This window comes from Nevskia sp., assembly GCF_051860985.1.
Classification (GTDB): domain Bacteria; phylum Pseudomonadota; class Gammaproteobacteria; order Nevskiales; family Nevskiaceae; genus Nevskia.
This window is the reverse complement of record NZ_JBIMKV010000005.1, coordinates 198,718-218,641: the sequence shown is the minus strand read 5'-3', so window position 1 is coordinate 218,641 and position 19,924 is coordinate 198,718. Positions and strand designations below refer to the sequence as shown.

Below are 19,924 nucleotides of genomic sequence, written 5' to 3'. Positions count from 1 at the left end.
TCGTGGGAAAGGTGAGATTCAGAGGCGGCCGGTATGCCCGAAGCCGCCGGTGCCGCGTTCGCTGCTGCCGAACTCCCCGGAAAAATCGGAGACCAGTTCGAACTCGGCGCGGACCACCGGCACGATCACCAGCTGGGCGATGCGTTCGCCGGGTTCGATGACGAAGGCGCTGGCGCCGCGGTTCCAGCAGCTGACCATCAGCTCGCCCTGGTAGTCGGAATCGATCAGGCCAACCAGGTTGCCAAGCACGATGCCGTGCTTGTGGCCAAGGCCGGAGCGCGGAAGGATCACCGCCGCCAGCCCCGGATCGGCGATGTGCATCGCAAGCCCGGTGCGCAGCAGCGTGGTGGCGCCCGACGCCAGCGTCAGCGGTGCATCGAGCAGTGCCCGCAGATCGAGCCCGGCCGAGCCCGGCGTCGCATAGGCCGGCAGCGGCAGGTCCCGGCCGAGGCGCGGGTCGAGGATCTTCAGCTGGATGGCAGTCATGGGGTGCGCTTTCTGGCAGGCCGGCGCGCCGCCGGCGCGCGCGGCGCGGCCAGCAGGCGTTCGGCGATCAGGGCCGCCAGCTGGCGGGCGATGTCGGTCTTGTCGGCCGGACCGATCGCCTGTTCGCCATCGGCCCAGTAGACGGTGAGCTGGTTGTCGTCGCGGTCGAAGGCACGGCCGTCGCCGACCCAGTTGGCCGCGATCAGATCGAGCTTTTTGCGGACCAGCTTGCCGCGCGCGTGCTCGGCCAGCCGTTCGGTTTCCGCTGCGAAACCGACGATGAACAGCTGCGGCTGCGCAGCCCGGACCTCGGTCAGGATGTCGGCGTTCTTGATGAGCTGCAGCGCCAGCGTGTCGCGCTGCTTCTTGATCTTCTGGCTGGCGATCTCGACGCAGCGGTAGTCGGCCACCGCCGCAGTGCCGACCAGGAGATCGGCGGTCGCGCAGGCCGCCTGCGTGGCATCGAGCATGTCCAGCGCGGTTTCGCAGTCGACACGGGTGACGCCGGCCGGCGTCGGCAGGTTCACCGGGCCGCTGACCAACGTCACCTGGGCGCCGAGCGCCTGCAGCGCGGCGGCCACGGCATAGCCCTGCTTGCCGGACGAGCGATTGGTGATGAAGCGGACCGGATCGATCGGCTCGCGGGTCGGGCCGGCCGTCACCACCGCGCGGCGGCCGCTGAGCGGCCCGTCGATGACCGGACTGGCCGCGCCGCGTGCGAGCGCGCCCAGCACCGCCTTGGCGACGTCCTCCGGCTCGGCCACCCGGCCCTCGCCGACTTCGCCACAGGCCTGCTCGCCGCTGCCCGGTCCGATCACCCGGACGCCGCGCGCGCGCAAGGTCGCCATGTTGGCCTGGGTCGCCGCATGGGCCCACATCAGCCGGTTCATCGCCGGGGCGACGAAGATCGGCTTGTCGGTGGCCAGCACCAGGGTCGTCAGCAGGTCGTCGGCAAGGCCATGCGTGATCTTCGCCAGCGTGTTGGCGGTGGCCGGCGCGATGACGATGGCATCCGGCCAGCGCGCCAGCTCGATGTGGCCCATCGCCGCTTCGGCCGCTTCGTCCCACAGCGAGCTGCGCACCGGCTTGCCGGTCAGCGCCTGGAAGGTCTGGGCGCCGATGAACCGTTGCGCCGACGCGGTCATCACCACCTGCACCTCGCAGCCGGCCTTGATGAAGCGCCGCGCCAGCTCGGCGGACTTGTAGGCGGCGATGCCGCCGGTCAGCGCCAGCAGGATGCGCGGCCCGGCATTCGGGTTCGTGGGCATGGTTCGGAGCTACCGGCCGGGACGTGGCGTGATCTGGGGCGCGGAATTGTAGCGGCTGGCCGGGTTAGCCTCGTCCGGTCATCGCTGTTGCTCACGGATGGAGCCCGCAATGCCGATCACCGACTGGCCCGAAGATGAGCGTCCGCGCGAGAAGCTGCTGAGCCGGGGTGCCGAGGCGCTATCCGATGCCGAGCTGCTGGCGATCTTCCTGCGCACCGGCGTGGCCGGCCGCAGTGCAGTGGATCTGGCGCGTGACCTGCTGAGTCGCTTCGGCGGTCTGCGCGCGCTGCTGAAGGCGCCGCGCGATGCCTTCTGCGCCGCCCACGGTCTGGGCGATGCCAAGTACGCGCAGCTGCAGGCGGTGATGGAAATCGCCCGCCGCCACTTGGCCGAGCGGCTGCGCGAGCGCAGCGCGCTGGCCGATCCGGCTGCCACCCGCGCGTTCCTGCAGCTGAAGCTGCGCGATCTCGATCACGAGGCGTTCTGCGCGCTGTTCCTCGACAGCGCCCACCAGGTGCTCGGCTTCGAAGTACTGTCCAGCGGCACGATCAACGCCGCCAGCGTCTACACCCGGGAAGTGGTCAAACGCGCGCTGCATCAGCAGGCGGCGGCCGTGATCTTTGCGCACAACCACCCGTCCGGCGTCGCCGAGCCGAGCACGGCCGATCGTCGGCTGACCGAGCGGCTGTGCGCCGCACTGGCGCTGGTCGACATCCGGGTGCTCGACCACTTCGTCATCGGCGAAGGCCGGCCGGTCTCGTTCGCCGAGCGCGGCTGGCTGTGACGCCGCCTCCGGTGCCCGGCAATTTCCGGCCGTCGGGCCTTGCCGGTGCCGGATCATGCTGGTACATTTCGCGTCCTTTTTCGCGGCACCCCCCAGTTTCGAGGTTCGCATGTCCAGAGTCTGCCAAGTCACCGGCAAGAAGCCGATCGTGGGAAACACGGTCAGCCACGCCAACAACAAGCGTCGCCGCCGCTTCCTGCCCAACCTGCACACCCATCGTTTCTGGTTTGAAGCCGAGAAGCGGTTCGTGAGCCTCCGCGTGTCCGCCAACGGCATGCGCATCATTGACAAGAAGGGCGTCGAAGCGATCATCGCCGACCTTCGTTCGCGCGGCGAGAAGGTGTAAGACATGGCCAAGGGCAAGAAAGACCGCGAAAAGATCAAGCTCATCTCGACCGCCGGGACGGGTTTCTTCTACACGACGACCAAGAACAAGAAGAACACGCCGGACAAGTTCGAGTTCTCCAAGTACGACCCGATCGTGCGCAAGCACGTGCCGTTCAAGGAAGCGAAGATCAAGTAACGCGCGAAAGTGCGTTATCCCGGCAAACGCCGGGGTCCAGAGCCCCAAAGCGAAAGCTTAAGGCTCAACAGAAGGCCCGCGAAAGCGGGCTTTCTCGTTTCTGCAGCTCACCCGATCTCCGGCATGCGGTTTGTCTCGGAATCGCGAAACTTGCCCCGTATGATGCGGTGCACATGGACGCCCAGAACGACATCCTCGGTCGCGACAATCCGCATCACCGGAACCTGGAGCATGCCCGCGCCCAGGTGATCGAGATGCTGACGCGCCAGGCCGTCGAGCGGGAACTGGTGTCCCGCTCGGAAGCCGGCCACGGCGCACCGGTCGACGTGGTCAGCCAGCTCGTCGCCCGCCAACAGCAGGCGGCGCTCGAACAGCGGCTGCTGCGCTTCCACCCGGCCGACATCGCTTTCGTGCTCGAAAGCCTGCCGCCGGAAGCGCGCGAAATGGCCTGGGCGCTGGTCCGTGCCGAGCGGCGCGGCACAGTGCTGCTGGAAACCACCGATGCGGTCCGCCGCAGCCTGGTCGAAGGCATGCCGCCGGCCGACATCGTCGCCGCCTTCCACCATCTGGATTCCGACGACATTGCCGAGCTGATCGCCTCGCTGCCGCCGGATACCGCAGCGGAAGTGCTGGCGCGGCTCGATACCACCGATCAGGCGGAAGTCCGCGCCGTGCTGAGCTTCCCGGAAGGCACGGTCGGCGCACTGATGGATCTCGACTTCACCACGGTCCGCGACGACGCGCCGCTGGAAGCGGTGCTGCGCCTGCTGCGCCGGCGCAAGCGCCTGCCAGCCGATACCAACCAGCTGATCGTCGTCGACCGCGCCAAGGTGCTCCGAGGCGTGCTGACCCTCGAGCAGCTGCTGCTCAGCGAGCCGGAGCGCACGGTCGGCGAAGTGATGACGCCGAACCCGCATTTCTTCTACACCGACGATGCGGTCACCGACGCGATCGACAGCTTCGAACGCTACGACCTGATTTCCGCGCCGGTGGTGAACCTGCACCGCGAAGTCGTGGGCCGCATCGCGGTCGACGAGATCGTCGACGCCATCAAGGCGCAGCAGGAACGCGACAACCTGCGCCAGGTCGGTCTGCGCGAGGACGAGGACCTGTTCGCGCCGGTCTGGAAATCCGGCCGCAACCGCTGGCCGTGGCTGGCGCTGAACCTGTTCACTGCCTTCGCTGCCTCGCGGGTGATCGGCTTCTACGAGCCGACCATCGAGAAGCTGGTGGCGCTGGCGACCCTGATGCCGATCGTCGCCTCGATCGGCGGCAACACCGGCAACCAGACGATGGCGCTGGTGATTCGCGCGCTGAGCCTGAACCAGCTGAGCGGCGCGCTGCTGCGCAAGATGCTGCTGAAGGAACTGCTGATCGCCGCGATGAACGGCGCGATCTGGGGATCGGCGCTCGGCGCGGTGACGTTCGCGATCTACCACGACCTGAAACTGGGCCTGGTGATCGCCACCGCCACCTTGCTGGAACTGATCGTCGCGGCAGCGGCCGGCGCGATCATCCCGGTGTCGCTGGAACGCTTCGGCCGCGATCCGGTGCTCGGCTCCAGCGTGATCCTGACCGCGCTGACCGACAGCATGGGCTTTCTGATCTTCCTCGGGCTGGCGGCGCTGGTTCTGGTCTGAGGTCATCGCCAACGCGTCATTGCGTTGTCACGGCCCTTGGCCTACTGTGCGCGGCCTTGAAACCCGGCGGTCGCGCCCGCGACGCGCATGGAGCCTGGATGGAACCCCAATTCGCCACTGCCGACGCGCTCGCCGACGACCTGATCGCGTCGTGCCAGCTGTTCCACGCACGCGGCTGGGTGCCGGCGACCGGCGGCAATTTCTCCGCCCGGCTCGATGATCGGCACCTGCTGATCACCGCCAGCGGCGTGCACAAGGGCGAGCTGACACGGGCTGATTTCATGGTCGTCGATGTCGACGGTCGGGCGCTGGAACCGGGTCGCAAGTCATCGTATGAAACCGGGCTGCATACTCAGCTGTACCGGTTTGCGCCGGACATCGGCGCCGTGCTGCACGTCCATTCGGTGGCGAACACGGTGCTGTCGCGGCAGCATGCGGCGATCCGCCTGTCCGGCTACGAGCTGCTGAAGATTCTGCCGGGGATCACCGAGCCGTCGGTGACGGTCGAAATCCCGGTGTTCGGCAACGATCAGGACATCGCCCGTCTGGCCCGACAGGTGGATGCGCGGATGCGGGAACCAACGGCCGTGCCGGCTTATCTGATAGCCGGGCACGGTCTCTACACCTGGGGCAGGACGGTGCGCGAAGCACGTTACCGCCTGGAAGCCCTGGAATTCATGTTTGAGTGCGAGTTGTGGAACAACAGGAGAAATCCATGAGTGAACTCCGGATTTACGAGGAGAACGCGCGGCCGCTGGCCACGTACACGAAGTTCGAGGACATCCGCGATCAGCTGGAGAAGATCGGCGTGCAGTTCGAGCGCTGGGAAGCCAGCAAGCCGCTTGATGCCCAAGCCACGCAGGACGAGATCATCGAGGCCTATCGCGGCTCGGTGAACCGGCTGATGAACCAGTACGGCTTCAAGTCGGTCGACGTGATCAGCCTGCACCCGGCGCACCCGCAGAAGGACGTGCTGCGCACGAAGTTCCTCAGCGAACATCGGCATGACGAATTCGAAGTGCGCTTCTTCGTCGACGGCGAAGCGCTGTTCTACATCCGCGACCACGACCGCGTGCACGGCGTGCTGTGCTCCAAGGGCGACCTGATCTCGGTGCCGGCCAACGTCCGCCACTGGTTCGACATGGGCCCGAACCCGAACTTCAAGGCAATCCGGCTGTTCATCACGCCGGACGGCTGGGTGGCCAACTTCACCGGCGACGCCATCGCCGACCGCTTCCCGCGGCTGGAAGCGCCGCATTACCAGCAGGCGGCCTGAGCTTCAGCGCTGCAGCGGAGGCCGCCTTCTGGCGGCCTTCGTGTTTTCAGGGTGAGATTCGACTGCGATCACTGCCACTGCACGCAGTCGGATCGAACGCCCGGCCGCATGGCCGGGCCGGGTTCCACCCCATCCCAGTACCGCCTGTTTCAGAACGACACCGACATGCCCATTCGCGCCATCGTCACCGATATCGAAGGAACCACATCCTCGATCGACTTCGTCCACCAGACGCTGTTCCCGTACGCAAAGCAGCACTTGCGCCGCTATCTGCACACCCACTCGGGCGAGCGTCATGTCGCCGCGCAGATCGACGCCACGGCGGAACTCGAGGGCCGCCGCTTCGCCAGCATCGACGAGGCCGCCGACGTCCTGGAGCGCTGGATCGCCGAGGATCGCAAGGCCACGCCGCTGAAGGACCTGCAGGGGCTGATCTGGGCCGAAGGCTACGCGGCGGGCGAACTGACCGGCCACGTCTATGCCGACACACCGGTGTTCCTGCGCCAGTGGCACGCCGCAGGCAAGGCGCTGTACGTGTACTCGTCCGGCTCGGAAGCGGCGCAGAAGCTGATCTTCGGCCATTCGGACGCCGGCGATCTCCGGCCGCTGTTTTCCGGCTATTTCGATACCCGGATCGGCATGAAGCGCGAGGCTCAGTCCTACCGGACGATCCTCGAACGGATCGGCCTGCCAGGCGACGCCGTGCTGTTCTTGTCCGACATCGGCGAAGAACTCGATGCCGCCCGCGAAGCCGGCCTGCAGACCTTCCAGCTGATTCGCGACGCCAAGGCCCGGCCGTTTCCGGCCCACCGTCAGGCCAGGGATTTCTCGGAAGTGGTCGTCGACTGATCGATCGGCACCGCCGCTTCGGTGGCCAGCGCCCCGCCCTGCTCGCCGTCGCCCATTTTTTTCCAGCACCAGTGCCAGGGCTCGTACAGATAGCCCTCGGCGTTGCCCTTCGGATAGGTCATCGTGAAGCCGTAGCGGGCGGCATTGGCGGTCAGCCACCGGAACGCCTCGGTCTGATCGAAGGCTTCCTCCAGTGGCGGGCAGCCGGCCTCGCCGATATCCACCGCGCGACCGGTGTGATGCTCGCTGCAGCCGGGCGGCGCGTTGACGGTCAGGATCTCGTCGATGGTGCGGCCCTTGGCCAGCTTGGCGCGGATCAGGCTGGCCTGGTAGTCGATGCTGCGGAACGCCGACACCATCAGCAGGCCGACGCCGTCATCGCCGGCCGCCATCCGCATCGCCGACCAGGCGGCCGCCGCACCCGGCACCAGCAGCTTGTCGCGGCCATCGGTACCGAGCCCGATCGGCTGCAGGCGCTGGGCCTCGACATGGACCGGCAGCCGGCGCGCCTTGACCAGCCTCGGCGAAATGCCGAGTTCCTGCCAGAAGCCGAGCACCCGGGCTCGGTACGGTGCCGGCAGCCGCGCCGCCATCAGCCGGCCTGCAGCCGTTCGCGCCAGCCATAGGCTGGATCGCCGATCACCACGAAGCCGGGGTTCAGCAGCGAGTCCTTGGTGTTGTAGCGCAGCGGCTGCCAGTCCGGCAGGCGCAGCACGGTAGCACCGGCAACTTCGGCCAGGCACTGCGCGGCGGCGGTGTCCCATTCGCTGGTCGGACCGGTGCGCGGATAGAAGTCCGCCAGCCCTTCCGCGACCATGCAGAACTTCAGCGACGAGCCGCGGCTGACCTGATCGTGCTCCGGTGCCTTGGCCAGGAAGGCGTCGAGCGCAGCGTCGCGATGCGACTTGGTGACCACCAGCGACGGCCGCGCCGGGGTCGCGCGAGTGCGGACGGCATGGCGCTGGCCGTCGCGGATCACGAAGGCACCGACACCGCGTGCCGCGAAGTAGCAGGTATCGGTGACCGGCACATGGACCACGCCGAGCACCGCTTCGTGATGATCGATCAACGCGATGTTGACGGTGAAATCGCCGTTGCGCTTGATGAACTCCTTGGTGCCGTCGAGCGGGTCGATCAGCCAGTAGCGCGTCCAGTTGCTGCGCACCTCGAACGAGATGTCCGCATCTTCCTCGCTGAGGCAGGGAATGTCCGGCGTCAAGGCAGCAAGCCCGGCGATGATCGTGCGGTGCGCACGCAGATCGGCCTGGGTCAGCGGCGAGGCATCGTCCTTGGTGCTGACCGCGAAGTCGGAGTGATAGACGTCGAGGATCTCCCGGCCGGCCGCGACGGCGATGGCGAGAACGGGTTCCAGCAGATCGGCAAGCGCGTGATCGGTCATGTCGGAGCAGGTGGTGGGCGCCGCTATGATAGCGGCCATGACTTCAGGCCCAGCGGATTCCGCGCTCATCGACTGGTCGCAGATCGACCACGTGCTGCTCGACATGGACGGAACGGTCCTTGATCTGGCGTTCGACAACCACTTCTGGCTGACGCTGCTGCCGCAGCGCTTCGCCGAACGCCGGCAGCTGGCCTACGACGAGGCCTGGGCGGCGCTGTCAAGCGAGTTCCAGGCCACGCAGGGAACACTCGACTGGTATTGCCTCGATTACTGGAGCCGGTTCACCGGACTCGACATCGCGGCGATGAAGATCGAGCTTCAGCACCGCATCGCCGTGTTGCCCGGCAGCGAGGATTTCCTGACCGCGGTCCGCACCAGCGGACGACCGCTGTGGCTGGTGACCAATGCCCATCCCGGCAGCTGGCGGGTGAAGCTGGAGCGCACCGGCATCGGTCGGCACTTCGACCGGGTGATCTCATCGCACGACTTCGGCATGCCGAAGGAAGATCCGCGCTTCTGGCCAGCGCTGCGCGCACAGCATCCTTTCGATCCGACGCGGGCGCTGTTCGCCGATGACAGCCTGTCGGTGCTCAAGACCGCGAAGGCCCATGGCATCCGCGAGGTGGTGGCGATCCGCCACCCGGATTCGACCGCTGCGCCGCGCGTGATCGACGGCTTCACGGCCGTCGATCGGCTGCCGCAGCTTCTGCCGATCTAGCGCCGGGAGTTCAGCGCGTCGGGCGGGTCGACCGCGGACGACCGCCGCCAGGGCGCCCCCCACCCGGACGCCCGCCGCCGCCATTGCGACGCGGCGGCGCACCGCTGCGATCGCGGTGCACGTGCTTCGGCTTGATGTAGTCCTGCGGCATCAGGTCATCCGGGTTCAGCGACTGCGGGATGCGCATGCCGATCGCCTTTTCGATGTCCGGCAGCGAATACACCCAGGTCTCGCAGCACAGCGAAATCGCGTCGCCCGAAGCGCCGGCGCGCGCGGTGCGGCCGATGCGATGCACGTAGTCCTCGCTGTCCTGCGGCAGGTCGAAGTTGATGACGTGCGAGACCTCGGGAATGTGCAGGCCGCGCGCCGCGACATCGGTAGCCACCAGCACCGGCAGTTCGCCGAGCTTGAACTCCGCCAGAAGCCGCTCGCGCTTGTTCTGCGGCACGTCGCCGGACAGCACGCCGGCGTTGAAGCCGTTGGCCTTCAGCGCGGCTTCGACATCTTCGGCACCGCGCTTGGTGTTGACGAACACCAGCGTGCGGATCGGCGCGTGATGGCGCATCAGGCCGACCAACATCGGCAGCTTGTCTTCGTTGGCAACATGGATCAGCGACTGCCGGACCCGCTCGGCAGTCACCTGCTCGGGCTGGATCTCGATGCGCGTCGGGCTGTTCATGTGCTCGTAGGCCAGTTCCAGCACGCGGTGTGACAACGTGGCCGAGAACAGGTAGTTGATCCGGGAGCCCGGGCGCGGCATGCGCCGCATCAGGAAGCGGATGTCGGCAATGAAGCCGAGGTCGAACATGCGATCGGCTTCGTCGAGCACCAGCACCTCGATGCCGTTGAGCTTGTAGATGCCCTGCTTGAAGAAGTCGATCATCCGTCCCGGCGTGCCGATCAGGATATCGACGCCCTCGGTGATCGCGGTCTTCTGCGCGTCGTAGCCGGTGCCGCCGTAGACCGCCGTCATCTTCAGGCCGGTGTGGGCACCGAGCTGCACGGCGTCGTTGTAGATCTGCAACGCCAGTTCGCGGGTCGGCGCCAGGATGTAGGCGCGCGGCTGTCCCGGTTCGCCGACGCGGGGCTGGGTCAGCAGGTGATGCATCGTCGCCAGCAGGAAGGCGGCAGTCTTGCCGGTGCCGGTCTGCGCCTGTCCGGCCAGATCCTTGCCGGCCAGCGCCAGCGGCAAGGTTTCCGCCTGGATCGGCGTGCAGTGCGTGTAGCCCATCGCGGCCAGGCTCGACTTCAGTGTCTCGTGCAGCGGCAGGCTGTCGAACGCAGTGCTGCTCAGGTGCTTCTGGCGTGCGGAATCGCGGCTCTCGGCTTCGGACAAGGCTTGCATTTGGTCGGAACTTGGATTGAAATACCGCTAATCACAACGACTGAAGCGCACCAAAGCGTCGCGCCATCACAGTCGAAATCGCGAAAATCTTCCGGCTATTAAAGCAGATCGTTCGGGCAGGCGCATTGAATGCGTACCGCCTGATACCCATGACGTGCGGGTGGCTGTACCCCGCATCGGCATCCCCGGATTCCGTCATTTCCCAACGTCCACCGGCCTGCCGTGGACATCATCGGAGTTTGTACATGAGCGAAAACATTTCGGCCGTCAGCGACGCAAGCTTCGATGCCGACGTGCTGCAGAGCGATCTCCCGGTGCTGGTCGATTTCTGGGCCGAATGGTGCGGGCCGTGCAAGATGATTGCGCCGGTGCTCGAGCAGCTCGCCACGGAAACGCAGGGCAAGCTGAAGATCGTCAAGCTCAATGTCGACGAGAACCCGGGCACGCCGCCGAAGTTCGCGATCCGCGGCATCCCGACGCTGATCCTGTTCAAGAACGGCAAGCCGGCCGCCACCCAGGTCGGCGCCGTGCACAAGGCCGCGCTGACGGCGTTCGTGCAGCCGCATCTCGCCACCGCCTGAAAATCTTTCGTCCCACATGATCAAGCATCGCCGCCGCCCGCATTACGCCAACGGCCAGAACAACGGCAGCAACGGAGGCAACGGCAACCAGAACCCGGGCAACCGCAACGACGGCTTCCCGGCCGACTTCGATGAACACGATGGCGGCTCGGGCGGCGATGTCGCAGTCGCCAGCGAGTCATCGGGCGGCGGTGGTAGCGAAGCTACCGGCGGCGATGCAAGCCCCGCTCAGGCCGTAATCGCCCCGGCGGCGCAGCCGGAGGGCGGCAGCAACGGCGGCAACGGCGGCAACGGCAATGGAGGCGGCAATTCGGGTAGCGACGGCGGCAACCCGAACGGCAATGGCAATAGCGGCGGCGGTGGGGGTGGCGGTGGCGGCGGGCATCGCGGCAATCGCGGCAACGGCCAGAATGGCCAGAACCACAACAACGGCGGCAACAACAACCAGAACAACAACCAGCGCCGCCGGCACCAGAACAACAACCAGCAGAACCGCGGCAACAACCAGCAGCGCGGCCAGAACCACGGCGGCGGCAACAACGGCAATTACGGGAACGGCAACTTCGGTGGCCGTTACAACCCGCGCGACGAGGATTACGAGGCCAACGGCAACTCCGGCGGCAACGCCGCCGAGAATCGCGAGGACGCGCTGGCCGCGCTCGGCGACCCGTCGGTGCCGCGCGATCCGCCGAAAGTCATCCACATCTCGGACCTGAAGAAGAAGACGGCGGCCGAGCTGTACGAGATGGCCGAAGCGCTGGGCCTGGAAAACATCTCGCGCGCCAAGAAGACCGACATCGTCTTCAACCTGCTGCGCGCGGCCGCCCGTCGTGGCGATTTCATCCAGGCCGATGGCGTGCTGGAAATCATGCAGGACGGTTACGGCTTCCTCCGTGGCCCGGACGCCAGCTACCTCGCCGGCCCCGACGACGTCTACATCAGCCCGAGCCAGATCCGCCGCTTCGGCCTGCGCACCGGCGACACCGTGGCCGGACGCGTGCGTTCGCCGAAGGACAACGAGCGCTATTTCGCGCTGCTGAAGGTCGACACCATCAACTACGAGGCGCCGGAAGTCTCGAAGAAGAAGGTCAATTTCGAGAACCTGACGCCGCTGTTCGCCGACGAGCGTTTCGTGATGGAGCGCGGCAATGGCACCACCGAGGACATCACGGCCCGCGTGATCGACATCGTGGCGCCGTTCGGCAAGGGCCAGCGCGGCCTGATCGTCAGCCCGCCGAAAGCCGGCAAGACGATCCTGATGCAGAACGTCGCGCAGTCGATCGCCGCGAACTATCCGGACGTGTATCTCATCGTGCTGCTGATCGACGAGCGTCCGGAAGAAGTCACCGACATGCAGCGCACGGTCAGAGGCGAAGTGATTTCCTCGACCTTCGACGAACCGGCACAGCGCCATGTGCAGGTCGCCGACATGGTGATCGAGAAGGCCAAGCGTCTGGTCGAACACAAGCGCGACGTGGTGATCCTGCTCGACTCGATCACCCGCCTTGCGCGCGCCTACAACACCGTCGCGCCGTCGTCCGGCAAGGTGCTGTCCGGTGGTGTCGACGCGAACGCCTTGCAGAAGCCGAAGCGCTTCTTCGGTGCCGCACGCAACATCGAGGAAGGCGGTTCGCTGACGATCATCGCCACGGCGCTGATCGACACCGGCTCGAAGATGGACGAAGTGATCTACGAGGAATTCAAGGGCACCGGCAACATGGAACTCCACCTGGAGCGCCGCATCGCCGAGAAGCGCGTGTTCCCGGCGATCAACATCAACCGCTCCGGCACCCGCAAGGAAGAGCTGATGGTCGATCCGGCCGAGCTGCAGAAGGTCTGGATCCTGCGCAAGCTGCTGCACCAGATGGACGAGCTGGCGGCAATGGAACTGCTGTTCGATCGCCTGCGCGGCACCAAGACCAATTCCGACTTCTTCGATTCGATGAAGCGCAACTGATCGACGCGCCGCAAACAAAAAAGCCGCAGCTTGCTGCGGCTTTTTTGTTGCCTGCTTGCTCCGCCCTACCAGCGAGAATCGTTCTCGCACGGGATGCCGTCATTGTCGCCATCCATCTGGGTCGGACCGCAATGGGCAACGAAGAACTCGGCTTCGGCACGCGAATTCATCTGTGAGCAGTACTGCCGGCCATCGCAGGAAAAGCGGCGGCTGCCGCGAGGGGCCGGCACTGCGGACGGCGTCCGCTCGGCTGCGGCGGGTGCCAGCGGCAGTTCGGCCGAGCCCCCGCACGACGGCTCGATCGTGTACTCGCGCGCCGCATCGACGGCACCGAGTCTGGCGATTTCCGGCGCGCCCAGAACCAGTGGCGCGGTGTAGCCGCTGCGCTCCGACAGGCTGAGCGCCGCTTCGATCGGCGCGCGGCCGATGCACAGCGCCAGCGCGACCAGCGGGCGGTGCTCGATGCTGCCATCGCGCTGGCGCCGCTTCTGGTCGCGGATCAGCGGCCGTTCCAGCGTCAGCCGGCTGCCGGCCAGCACGCCGCCGTTGTCGATCGTGAAACGCACCCACATGCCGCCTTGGCGGTTGAAGTACTTCACGTCGCGCGCCGCGAGCAGGGATGCCGGCGCAGCCGGATCGAGCCGGCCGACGATCTCGATACCGGGCGTCGCCTGCACACGGACCCGTTCGTGGCGGCCGTAGGTGTCGGCGCGGGCAGCGGCAATCGCCGCCCCGGCCAGCACCAGCGCCGCCACGATCCGGTTCATTGGCCTTGCCGTTCCCGCGCGATGGCGCGATAGCCGATGTCGCGCCGGTAGTGCACGCCGGTCCAGTCGATGCCCGAGGCGGCGCGGTAGGCCGCTGCCTGCGCGGCTTCGGTGGTGTCGCCGAGCCCGGTGACGCAGAGCACGCGGCCGCCGCTGGTGATCACCTGGCCGCGCGCATCGACCGCAGTGCCGGCGTGGAACACCTTGGCGTCGTCTGCATTGGCGCCGTCGAGGCCGGAGATGACGTCGGCCTTGCGGATCTCGCCCGGATAGCCGCCGGCGGCCAGCACCACGCCGAGCGCCACCTGCGGATTCCAGACCGGCGGCGCCGTGTTCGGATCGCCATCGACGGCGGCTTCGAGCAGGCTCAGCAGGTCGGAATCGAGCCGCATCAGGATCGGCTGGGTTTCCGGGTCGCCGAGACGAGCGTTGAACTCGACGACGCTGGGCTGGCCGGCGGCATCGATCATCAGCCCGGCGTACAGGAAACCGGTAAACGGCGTGCCTTCGGCCGCCATGCCGGCCAGCGTCGGCTCGATCACCAATTCGCGCACCCGCGCATCGACCTCGGCGGTCACCACCGGCGCCGGCGAGTAGGCGCCCATGCCGCCGGTATTCGGGCCCTGGTCGGCATCGAACACCCGCTTGTGATCCTGGGCCGAGGCCAGCGGCACGTAATGGGTGCCGGCGGCGACGACGATGTAGCTGGCCTCCTCGCCGTGCAGGAAATCCTCGATGACGACGCGGGCGCCGGCCCCGCCGAAAGCGCCACCGAGCATGTCGCGGATCGCCTCCTGCGCCTGTGCCACCGTTTCGGCGACCACGACACCCTTGCCGGCCGCCAGGCCATCGGCCTTGACCACGATCGGCGCGCCGCGCGCGGCCACGTAGGCCAGCGCCGGCTCGACCTCGGTGAACACCTCGTAGCCGGCCGTCGGAATCCGGTGCCGGGCCAGGAAGGCCTTGGTGAAGGCCTTGCTCGACTCCAGCTGCGCAGCGGCCTGGGTCGGCCCGAAGATGCGCCGGCCAGCGGCCCGGAAGGCATCGACGACGCCGCGCGACAGCGGCACTTCCGGCCCGACGACGGTGAAATCGACCGCCTCATCCGCTGCCAGCTTGAGCAGCCCGGCAATGTCCTCGACCGCCACGGCAACATTCCGGCAGCCGAACTCGGTGGCGGTGCCGGCGTTGCCGGGCGCGACCAGCACTTCGGCCACCCGAGGCGAGGCGGCCAGCTTCCAGGCGATGGCGTGTTCGCGGCCACCGCCGCCAATGACGAGGACTTTCTGTTTCATGTGCTTTCAGTTCTAGCGGAAACGCAGCGCCGACACGACGCCGGAGACGAAAAAGGCAGGCGCGCGGCCTGCCTTTCCCGATCAGCGGTGTAACCGGCAATCAGCCTTGGTAGGCCTTGATGCCGTTCTCGATCTCGGCGCGCGCGGCAGCGGCATCGCGCCAGCCGGAGATCTTCACCCACTTGCCCTTCTCCAGCGCCTTGTACGACGAGTAGAAGTGGTGGATCTCGTTCTTGGTCCGCTCCGGCACATCGGCCAGATCACGGAGATGGTCGTAGGCGCCGTTCGACACCTTGTCGACCGGCACGGCCAGCAGCTTGGCGTCGGTGCCCTTCTCGTCCTCGGTGTCGAGCACGCAGACCGCACGGCACTTGACCACCGAACCGGCGACGATCGGATGCGGCGTGATCACCAGCACGTCGACCGGGTCACCGTCGCCGGCCAGCGTCTTCGGCACGTAGCCGTAGTTCGCCGGATAGCTCATCGCCACGTTCATGAAGCGGTCGACCATCAGCAGGCCGGTGTCCTTGTCGACTTCGTACTTCACCGGCGGGCCGTAGGCCGGGATCTCGATGACGACGTAGAACTCGTTCGGGGCCTTCTCGCCCGGACCCAGTGCTTCAAAACCCATGTGTGCGTACCTGCTGTGGAGTGGTGGAGAGCGGTGCTGCGTCTGTAACTCGAATTCGGGGCCTCGCGCGCCTCACACCTCGGCGCCTGATGCGGGTCCGGCGGCCGGAAAGGCGGTCATCGCGCAGCGGCCGGGGCCGCATTCGGCGGATTGCAGCGCTGGAGCCGGCGCGATGCGCGAATGATGCAATGCGGCGAAGTATAACCGCGACATCGTCATCCCCCGACTTTCGTCGCGTTGACGCCATGCGCGTGCAGCTAGTACCTTGCCACTCATCGTGCGTCATCCATCCTGCGGCCGATGTCATCGCGACATCCGACCAGCACCGTCGTTTCCGCCGTTTCATCGAACGAAGCCGGCCCACACCGGCTCACAACTGGGGCTGTCTGCATCATGAGAATCATCCTGCTGGGCGCACCCGGCTCCGGCAAAGGCACGCAAGGCGAAAAGCTGGTTGCGCACTACGGCATCCCGAAGATCTCCACTGGCGACGCGCTGCGCGCGGCCGTCAAGGCCGGCACTGAACTGGGCAAGAAGGCGAAGGCGGTGATGGACGCCGGCCAGCTGGTGGCCAACGAGATCGTCATCGGCATCGTCGAGGAACGCCTCGGGCAGGACGACGCCAAGAAGGGCTTCATCCTCGACGGCTTCCCGCGCAACGTCGCCCAGGCTGAAGTGCTCGACCAGATGCTGGTACGCCTCGGCCAGCCGCCGATCTCGCGCGCCGTGCATCTGGCGGTGGCGGACGAGGAAATCATCGGCCGCCTGCTCGACCGCGCGCAGAAGGAAGGCCGCGACGACGACAAGGAAGATGTGATCCGTCACCGCATCAGCGTCTACAACGCCGAGACCCACCCGCTGCTCGACTACTACGGCAAGCAGGGCAAGGTCGCGACGGTCGACGGCATCGGCACGATGGACGAAATTTTCGCGCGGATCATCGCCGTCGCCTGAGTCACACCGGGTCCGGCGGCTGCCGGGCCCGCCCTACAGGGCGACCCCGCAACGGTTTCGCCCTACAGCAGGGCCAGCAGCGCGGTGCCGGCCACTTCGCGGCGCCAGCCGCTCAGCACCGCTGCATCGGCCTGCGCGCCGACCCGCACCAGCAGCTCCAGATCGGCTCTCGGGGCCAGCAGCGATGCCGGCACGTCGAGCGCATCGGCGATGCCGCGCAGACGATCCTGCAGGCGCTTCAGCAGCGCCTTCTGCGGATCGCTCAGCGGCTCGTCGAGCAGCACCGGCAGCGCCGTCGCTGGCGCCGCCGCGACGATCGCCACCAGTGCCTCGCCGTGACGCTCCAGCGTCTTGGCCGGCAGCACCTTCAAGGCCGCCAGCTCATCGAGACCCGACGGCGCGCGCTCGGCGATCCGGTACAGCGCCTCGTCGTCGAGAATCCACTTGCGTGGCCGGTCCCGTTCCTGGGCAATGGTCTCGCGCCAGCCGGCCAGCGCGGCGGCGATCGGCTGGGCCGTCGGCGCCAGCCGGGCCAGGCCCTTGAGCCGCTTCCAGGCGTCGTCCGGCGGATTGCGGTAGCGCGCCGGATCGGCGAGCCGGGCGCAGTCTTCCTGCAGCCACGGCAGCCGGCCGCGGGCGAGCAGCGCCTCGCGCAAGGCCGGGTGGATGTCGGACAGGTGGCGGACATCGGCGGCCGCGTACGCCAGTTCCGGGCCGGTCAGCGGACGCCGCGACCAGTTGGTGCGGGTCAGGCTCTTGTCGAGCTTCACGCCGGTCATCTTCTCGACCAGCGCGGCATAGCCCAGCTGGTCGCCCATGCCGAGCATCGCGGCAGCGATCTGGGTGTCGAAGAACGGCGTCGCCGTGGTCTGGCCCTGGCGCAGGAAGATCTCCAGATCCTGCGACGGCGCATGGAAGACCTTGGTGATGGCCGGGTCTGCGAACAGCGCCCACAGCGGCGCCAGCGCGTCGGCGGTGAAGGCCAGCGTGTCGATGCAGACGTCGGTTTCGCCGTCGCCGACCTGGATCAGGCAGAGGATCGGGTGATAGGTGTCCTCGCGCAGGAACTCGGTATCGAGCGCCAGCCAGGGGCGCTGCTTCCAGACATCGATGCAGGCGGCAAGGGCGTCGGGCGTGGTGATCAGGAGATAGCCGGGATTCACGGGAAAAGGGATGGCGTGCGTGGTGCGCAGTGTCCCACATGGCCGCCGGCCATCCGCGTCGCGCCGGCCGGCCACTAGAATGACGGCCTCCCCGACGAGCCCTCACGCGATGTTCAACCAGGCGTTCCACGCCACGCTGCAGATCCTGCTGTTCCGCCAGGGGCCCGAGGATTTCCCGTACGTCGCCGACGGCCGCCTGGACAAGGCCTGCACGGCGCTCGGCATCGTCGCCACGGCGCTGCTGTTCGGCATCGTCCAGCCGCTGCCGCTGGCGATCGTCGACGGTGCGGTGGCGACGCTGGTGGTGACGCTCTACACGCGCCTGGTGCTGCGCCTGCGCAGCCTTGAGGCGCGCCAGCAGCAGACCCGCAACGCGCTGCTCGCCACCGGTTCGCTGCTGCTGCTGGCGATGTGGCTGCCGATGTCGATGGTGATGCCGGTGATGACCGAATTCCTGACCTCGGTCGCCGCCGCCCAGCAGGCGGCGGGTCCCGACGCGCCGCCGCCGGTGATCAGCGCCGACCAGTTGCCGCAGGTACCGGTGCTGCCGGGCCTGCTGCTCGACCTGCTCGGCCTGTGGTTTGCCGCCAGCGCCACCCACGTGCTGCGCCGGGCCACCGGCATCGCCCGCTTCGCCGCCGCCATGATGGCGCTGCTGCTGATCAGCAACGTCATGGTGTCGATGGTGATCGCCGGCAATCTGCTGTCCCTGATCCTCGGCTGAGTCCGCCATGCACCTGCACATTCTCGGCATCTGCGGCACCTTCATGGCCGGCATCGCAGCGCTGGCCCGCGAAGCCGGCCACACGGTCACCGGCTCCGACGCCAACGGCTGGCCGCCGATGTCGACGCAGCTGGAAAAGCTCGGCATCGCGGTGCTGCCGGGGTATCGGCCCGAGCATCTCGATCCGGCGCCGGACGTGGTGGTGGTCGGCAATGTCGTCAGCCGCGGCAATCCGGCGATGGAGCACGTGCTGAATGCCGGCCTGCCGTACGTGTCCGGCCCGCAGTGGCTGGCCGAAAACGTGCTCGCCGGCCGCCACGTGCTGGCGGTGGCCGGCACCCACGGCAAGACCACCACGACCTCGCTGCTGGCCTGGCTGCTCGACCAGGCCGGTCTGGAGCCCGGCTTTCTGGTCGGTGGCGTGCCAGTGAACTTCGGCGTCTCGGCGCGGCTCGGCAAGGGAAAGTGCTTCGTCATCGAGGCCGATGAGTACGACACCGCGTTCTTCGACAAGCGTTCGAAGTTCGTCCACTACCGGCCGCGTACGGCGATCCTCAACAACCTCGAGTACGACCACGCCGACATCTTTCCGGACCTGGCCAGCATCGAGCGCCAGTTCCATCACCTGGTGCGCACCGTGCCCGGCCAGGGCCGGCTGATCGTCAACGCCCAGGACGCCAATCTGCCGCGGGTACTGGCGATGGGCGCCTGGAGCGAGATCGACTGGTTCGACGGCAGCGGCCACGACGCCCGGGGCTGGTCGGCGCAGCGCAACGACCACGGCTTCACCTTGCTGCAGCACGGCCTGCCGGTCGGCGCTGTCGCCACGCCGCTGGCCGGCCCGCACAACCGCGCCAACGCGGTGGCGGCGATCGCCGCCGCCAGCCACGTCGGCGTCGCGCCGGATCAGGCACTGCGGGCGCTGGAACGCTTTCGCGGCATCAAGCGGCGGCTCGAACTGCTCGACACCGTTGCTGGTGTGGAGGTCTACGACGACTTCGCCCATCACCCGACGGCCATCGAAGTCACCATCGCCGGCCTGCGCGAACGCGGACCCGGCCGCATCCTCGCGGTGCTGGAGCCGCGCTCCAACACCATGCGCCTCGGCGGCCATGCCGGCGGCGACCTGGCAGCGAGTCTCGGCGACGCCGACCTCGCCTTCGTGATGGCCCGCGCCGATCTGAAATGGGACGCCGGCGCCGCGCTGGCGGCGGTCGGCGAGCGCCTGCGGCTGCACCAGGATCTCGATGTGCTGGCCGCTGCCATCGTCACCGAAGCGCGCCCGGGCGACCGCGTGCTGGTGATGTCCAACGGCGATTTCGGCGGCCTGCACCGGCGCGTGATCGAGCGCCTCGCGGCAGGCTGAATCCGCCACGGCGCGCGGCAGCGCCGCTGCCGCTGATCGCCGGATGCGCCCGGCCTGCATCCAAATCCGCATTCTCGTGGTAAACCCCGATGTCGTTGCGCCCACCGACTGCCACGCAGCCCGCAGCGGAGTTATCGTGCGAGCCGCAGGAACCCCGCAGCCGGCATCCCGGCTGCGCACACTCAAGAACGAGGAGAG

22 protein-coding genes are annotated in these 19,924 nt (G+C 67.5%); 13 read left to right on the top strand and 9 right to left on the bottom strand.

What is annotated here, in order from left to right:
• Positions 1 to 18: 18 nt before the first annotated feature.
• Positions 19 to 486 (bottom strand): dUTP diphosphatase, encoded by a 468-nt coding sequence (gene dut, locus ACTIGJ_RS07330; RefSeq protein ID WP_439639636.1) that lies wholly within the window; start codon positions 484 to 486, stop codon positions 19 to 21.
• The gene (coaBC, locus tag ACTIGJ_RS07325; protein ID WP_439639635.1) at positions 483 to 1,754 is read right to left on the bottom strand and encodes a bifunctional phosphopantothenoylcysteine decarboxylase/phosphopantothenate--cysteine ligase CoaBC; all 1,272 of its coding nucleotides are present in this window, start codon (positions 1,752 to 1,754) and stop codon (positions 483 to 485) included. The genes dut and coaBC overlap by 4 nt, the downstream gene beginning before the upstream one ends.
• A gap of 109 nt (positions 1,755 to 1,863) precedes the next feature.
• Between coaBC and radC the strand changes: the two genes are divergently transcribed.
• From radC to mtnC, 7 genes are all read left to right on the top strand, one after another.
• The gene (radC, locus tag ACTIGJ_RS07320; protein ID WP_439639634.1) at positions 1,864 to 2,538 is read left to right on the top strand and encodes a RadC family protein; all 675 of its coding nucleotides are present in this window, start codon (positions 1,864 to 1,866) and stop codon (positions 2,536 to 2,538) included.
• A gap of 109 nt (positions 2,539 to 2,647) precedes the next feature.
• Complete coding sequence (rpmB, locus tag ACTIGJ_RS07315) at positions 2,648 to 2,884, top strand: 50S ribosomal protein L28 (RefSeq protein WP_293001153.1); 237 nt, start codon at positions 2,648 to 2,650, stop codon at positions 2,882 to 2,884.
• 3 nt (positions 2,885 to 2,887) lie between these two features.
• On the top strand, positions 2,888 to 3,061 hold the full coding sequence (rpmG, locus tag ACTIGJ_RS07310) for a 50S ribosomal protein L33 (protein ID WP_439639633.1): 174 nt from the start codon (positions 2,888 to 2,890) through the stop codon (positions 3,059 to 3,061).
• A 173-nt stretch (positions 3,062 to 3,234) separates the two neighbouring features.
• Positions 3,235 to 4,701: a magnesium transporter gene (mgtE, locus tag ACTIGJ_RS07305; protein ID WP_439639632.1), complete on the top strand. Its 1,467-nt coding sequence runs from the start codon at positions 3,235 to 3,237 to the stop codon at positions 4,699 to 4,701.
• 56 nt (positions 4,702 to 4,757) lie between these two features.
• Complete coding sequence (locus ACTIGJ_RS07300) at positions 4,758 to 5,420, top strand: methylthioribulose 1-phosphate dehydratase (RefSeq protein ID WP_439639631.1); 663 nt, start codon at positions 4,758 to 4,760, stop codon at positions 5,418 to 5,420.
• The gene (locus tag ACTIGJ_RS07295) at positions 5,417 to 5,977 is read left to right on the top strand and encodes a 1,2-dihydroxy-3-keto-5-methylthiopentene dioxygenase (RefSeq protein WP_439639630.1); all 561 of its coding nucleotides are present in this window, start codon (positions 5,417 to 5,419) and stop codon (positions 5,975 to 5,977) included. Before ACTIGJ_RS07300 ends, ACTIGJ_RS07295 begins: the two co-directional genes overlap by 4 nt.
• 165 nt (positions 5,978 to 6,142) lie before the next feature.
• Positions 6,143 to 6,826: an acireductone synthase gene (gene mtnC / locus ACTIGJ_RS07290; RefSeq protein WP_439639629.1), complete on the top strand. Its 684-nt coding sequence runs from the start codon at positions 6,143 to 6,145 to the stop codon at positions 6,824 to 6,826.
• Here the strand turns inward: mtnC and ACTIGJ_RS07285 are convergent.
• The gene (locus ACTIGJ_RS07285) at positions 6,790 to 7,419 is read right to left on the bottom strand and encodes a M15 family metallopeptidase (RefSeq protein WP_439639628.1); all 630 of its coding nucleotides are present in this window, start codon (positions 7,417 to 7,419) and stop codon (positions 6,790 to 6,792) included. The genes mtnC and ACTIGJ_RS07285 overlap by 37 nt on opposite strands.
• A complete protein-coding gene (cysQ, locus tag ACTIGJ_RS07280) occupies positions 7,419 to 8,225 on the bottom strand; it encodes a 3'(2'),5'-bisphosphate nucleotidase CysQ (protein WP_439639627.1) in 807 nt (268 codons plus the stop codon). The genes ACTIGJ_RS07285 and cysQ overlap by 1 nt, the downstream gene beginning before the upstream one ends.
• Before the next feature lie 37 nt (positions 8,226 to 8,262).
• On the opposite strand from cysQ, the gene yrfG reads away from it, so the two are divergent.
• The gene (gene yrfG, locus ACTIGJ_RS07275) at positions 8,263 to 8,943 is read left to right on the top strand and encodes a GMP/IMP nucleotidase (protein ID WP_439639626.1); all 681 of its coding nucleotides are present in this window, start codon (positions 8,263 to 8,265) and stop codon (positions 8,941 to 8,943) included.
• Between the two features lie 10 nt (positions 8,944 to 8,953).
• Here the strand turns inward: yrfG and ACTIGJ_RS07270 are convergent, their stop codons facing one another.
• Positions 8,954 to 10,279 carry a DEAD/DEAH box helicase gene (locus ACTIGJ_RS07270; protein WP_439639625.1) on the bottom strand — a complete coding sequence of 442 codons (1,326 nt, stop codon included), beginning with the start codon at positions 10,277 to 10,279 and terminating at the stop codon, positions 8,954 to 8,956.
• A gap of 254 nt (positions 10,280 to 10,533) precedes the next feature.
• On the opposite strand from ACTIGJ_RS07270, the gene trxA reads away from it, so the two are divergent.
• Together trxA and rho are read left to right on the top strand one after the other, a co-directional pair.
• Positions 10,534 to 10,869, top strand: a complete 336-nt coding sequence (gene trxA, locus ACTIGJ_RS07265) for a thioredoxin TrxA (protein WP_439639624.1) — start codon at positions 10,534 to 10,536, stop codon at positions 10,867 to 10,869.
• Between the two features lie 16 nt (positions 10,870 to 10,885).
• Positions 10,886 to 12,826, top strand: a complete 1,941-nt coding sequence (rho, locus tag ACTIGJ_RS07260) for a transcription termination factor Rho (protein WP_439639623.1) — start codon at positions 10,886 to 10,888, stop codon at positions 12,824 to 12,826.
• A 65-nt stretch (positions 12,827 to 12,891) separates the two neighbouring features.
• Here the strand turns inward: rho and ACTIGJ_RS07255 are convergent, their stop codons facing one another.
• The 3 genes from ACTIGJ_RS07255 to ppa form a co-directional block, all read right to left on the bottom strand.
• Positions 12,892 to 13,593 (bottom strand): retropepsin-like aspartic endopeptidase, encoded by a 702-nt coding sequence (locus ACTIGJ_RS07255; protein WP_439639622.1) that lies wholly within the window; start codon positions 13,591 to 13,593, stop codon positions 12,892 to 12,894.
• Positions 13,590 to 14,888 carry a phosphoribosylamine--glycine ligase gene (gene purD / locus ACTIGJ_RS07250; RefSeq protein WP_439639621.1) on the bottom strand — a complete coding sequence of 433 codons (1,299 nt, stop codon included), beginning with the start codon at positions 14,886 to 14,888 and terminating at the stop codon, positions 13,590 to 13,592. The genes ACTIGJ_RS07255 and purD overlap by 4 nt, the downstream gene beginning before the upstream one ends.
• A 100-nt stretch (positions 14,889 to 14,988) precedes the next feature.
• Entirely contained in the window at positions 14,989 to 15,519 is a 531-nt protein-coding gene (ppa, locus tag ACTIGJ_RS07245; RefSeq protein ID WP_439639620.1) for an inorganic diphosphatase, read from the bottom strand.
• Between the two features lie 393 nt (positions 15,520 to 15,912).
• Between ppa and ACTIGJ_RS07240 the strand changes: the two genes are divergently transcribed.
• Positions 15,913 to 16,473, top strand: a complete 561-nt coding sequence (locus ACTIGJ_RS07240; RefSeq protein ID WP_439639619.1) for an adenylate kinase — start codon at positions 15,913 to 15,915, stop codon at positions 16,471 to 16,473.
• Positions 16,474 to 16,535: 62 nt separating this feature from the next.
• On the opposite strand, the gene rnd is transcribed toward ACTIGJ_RS07240, so the two are convergent.
• Entirely contained in the window at positions 16,536 to 17,636 is a 1,101-nt protein-coding gene (rnd, locus tag ACTIGJ_RS07235) for a ribonuclease D (RefSeq protein WP_439639618.1), read from the bottom strand.
• Between the two features lie 109 nt (positions 17,637 to 17,745).
• Here rnd and ACTIGJ_RS07230 point away from each other — a divergent pair, with 109 nt between their 5' ends.
• Together ACTIGJ_RS07230 and mpl are read left to right on the top strand one after the other, a co-directional pair.
• Positions 17,746 to 18,360: a hypothetical protein gene (locus ACTIGJ_RS07230; protein ID WP_439639617.1), complete on the top strand. Its 615-nt coding sequence runs from the start codon at positions 17,746 to 17,748 to the stop codon at positions 18,358 to 18,360.
• Positions 18,361 to 18,367: 7 nt separating this feature from the next.
• Complete coding sequence (gene mpl, locus ACTIGJ_RS07225; RefSeq protein WP_439639616.1) at positions 18,368 to 19,726, top strand: UDP-N-acetylmuramate:L-alanyl-gamma-D-glutamyl-meso-diaminopimelate ligase; 1,359 nt, start codon at positions 18,368 to 18,370, stop codon at positions 19,724 to 19,726.
• The last annotated feature ends 198 nt before the right edge of the window (positions 19,727 to 19,924 follow it).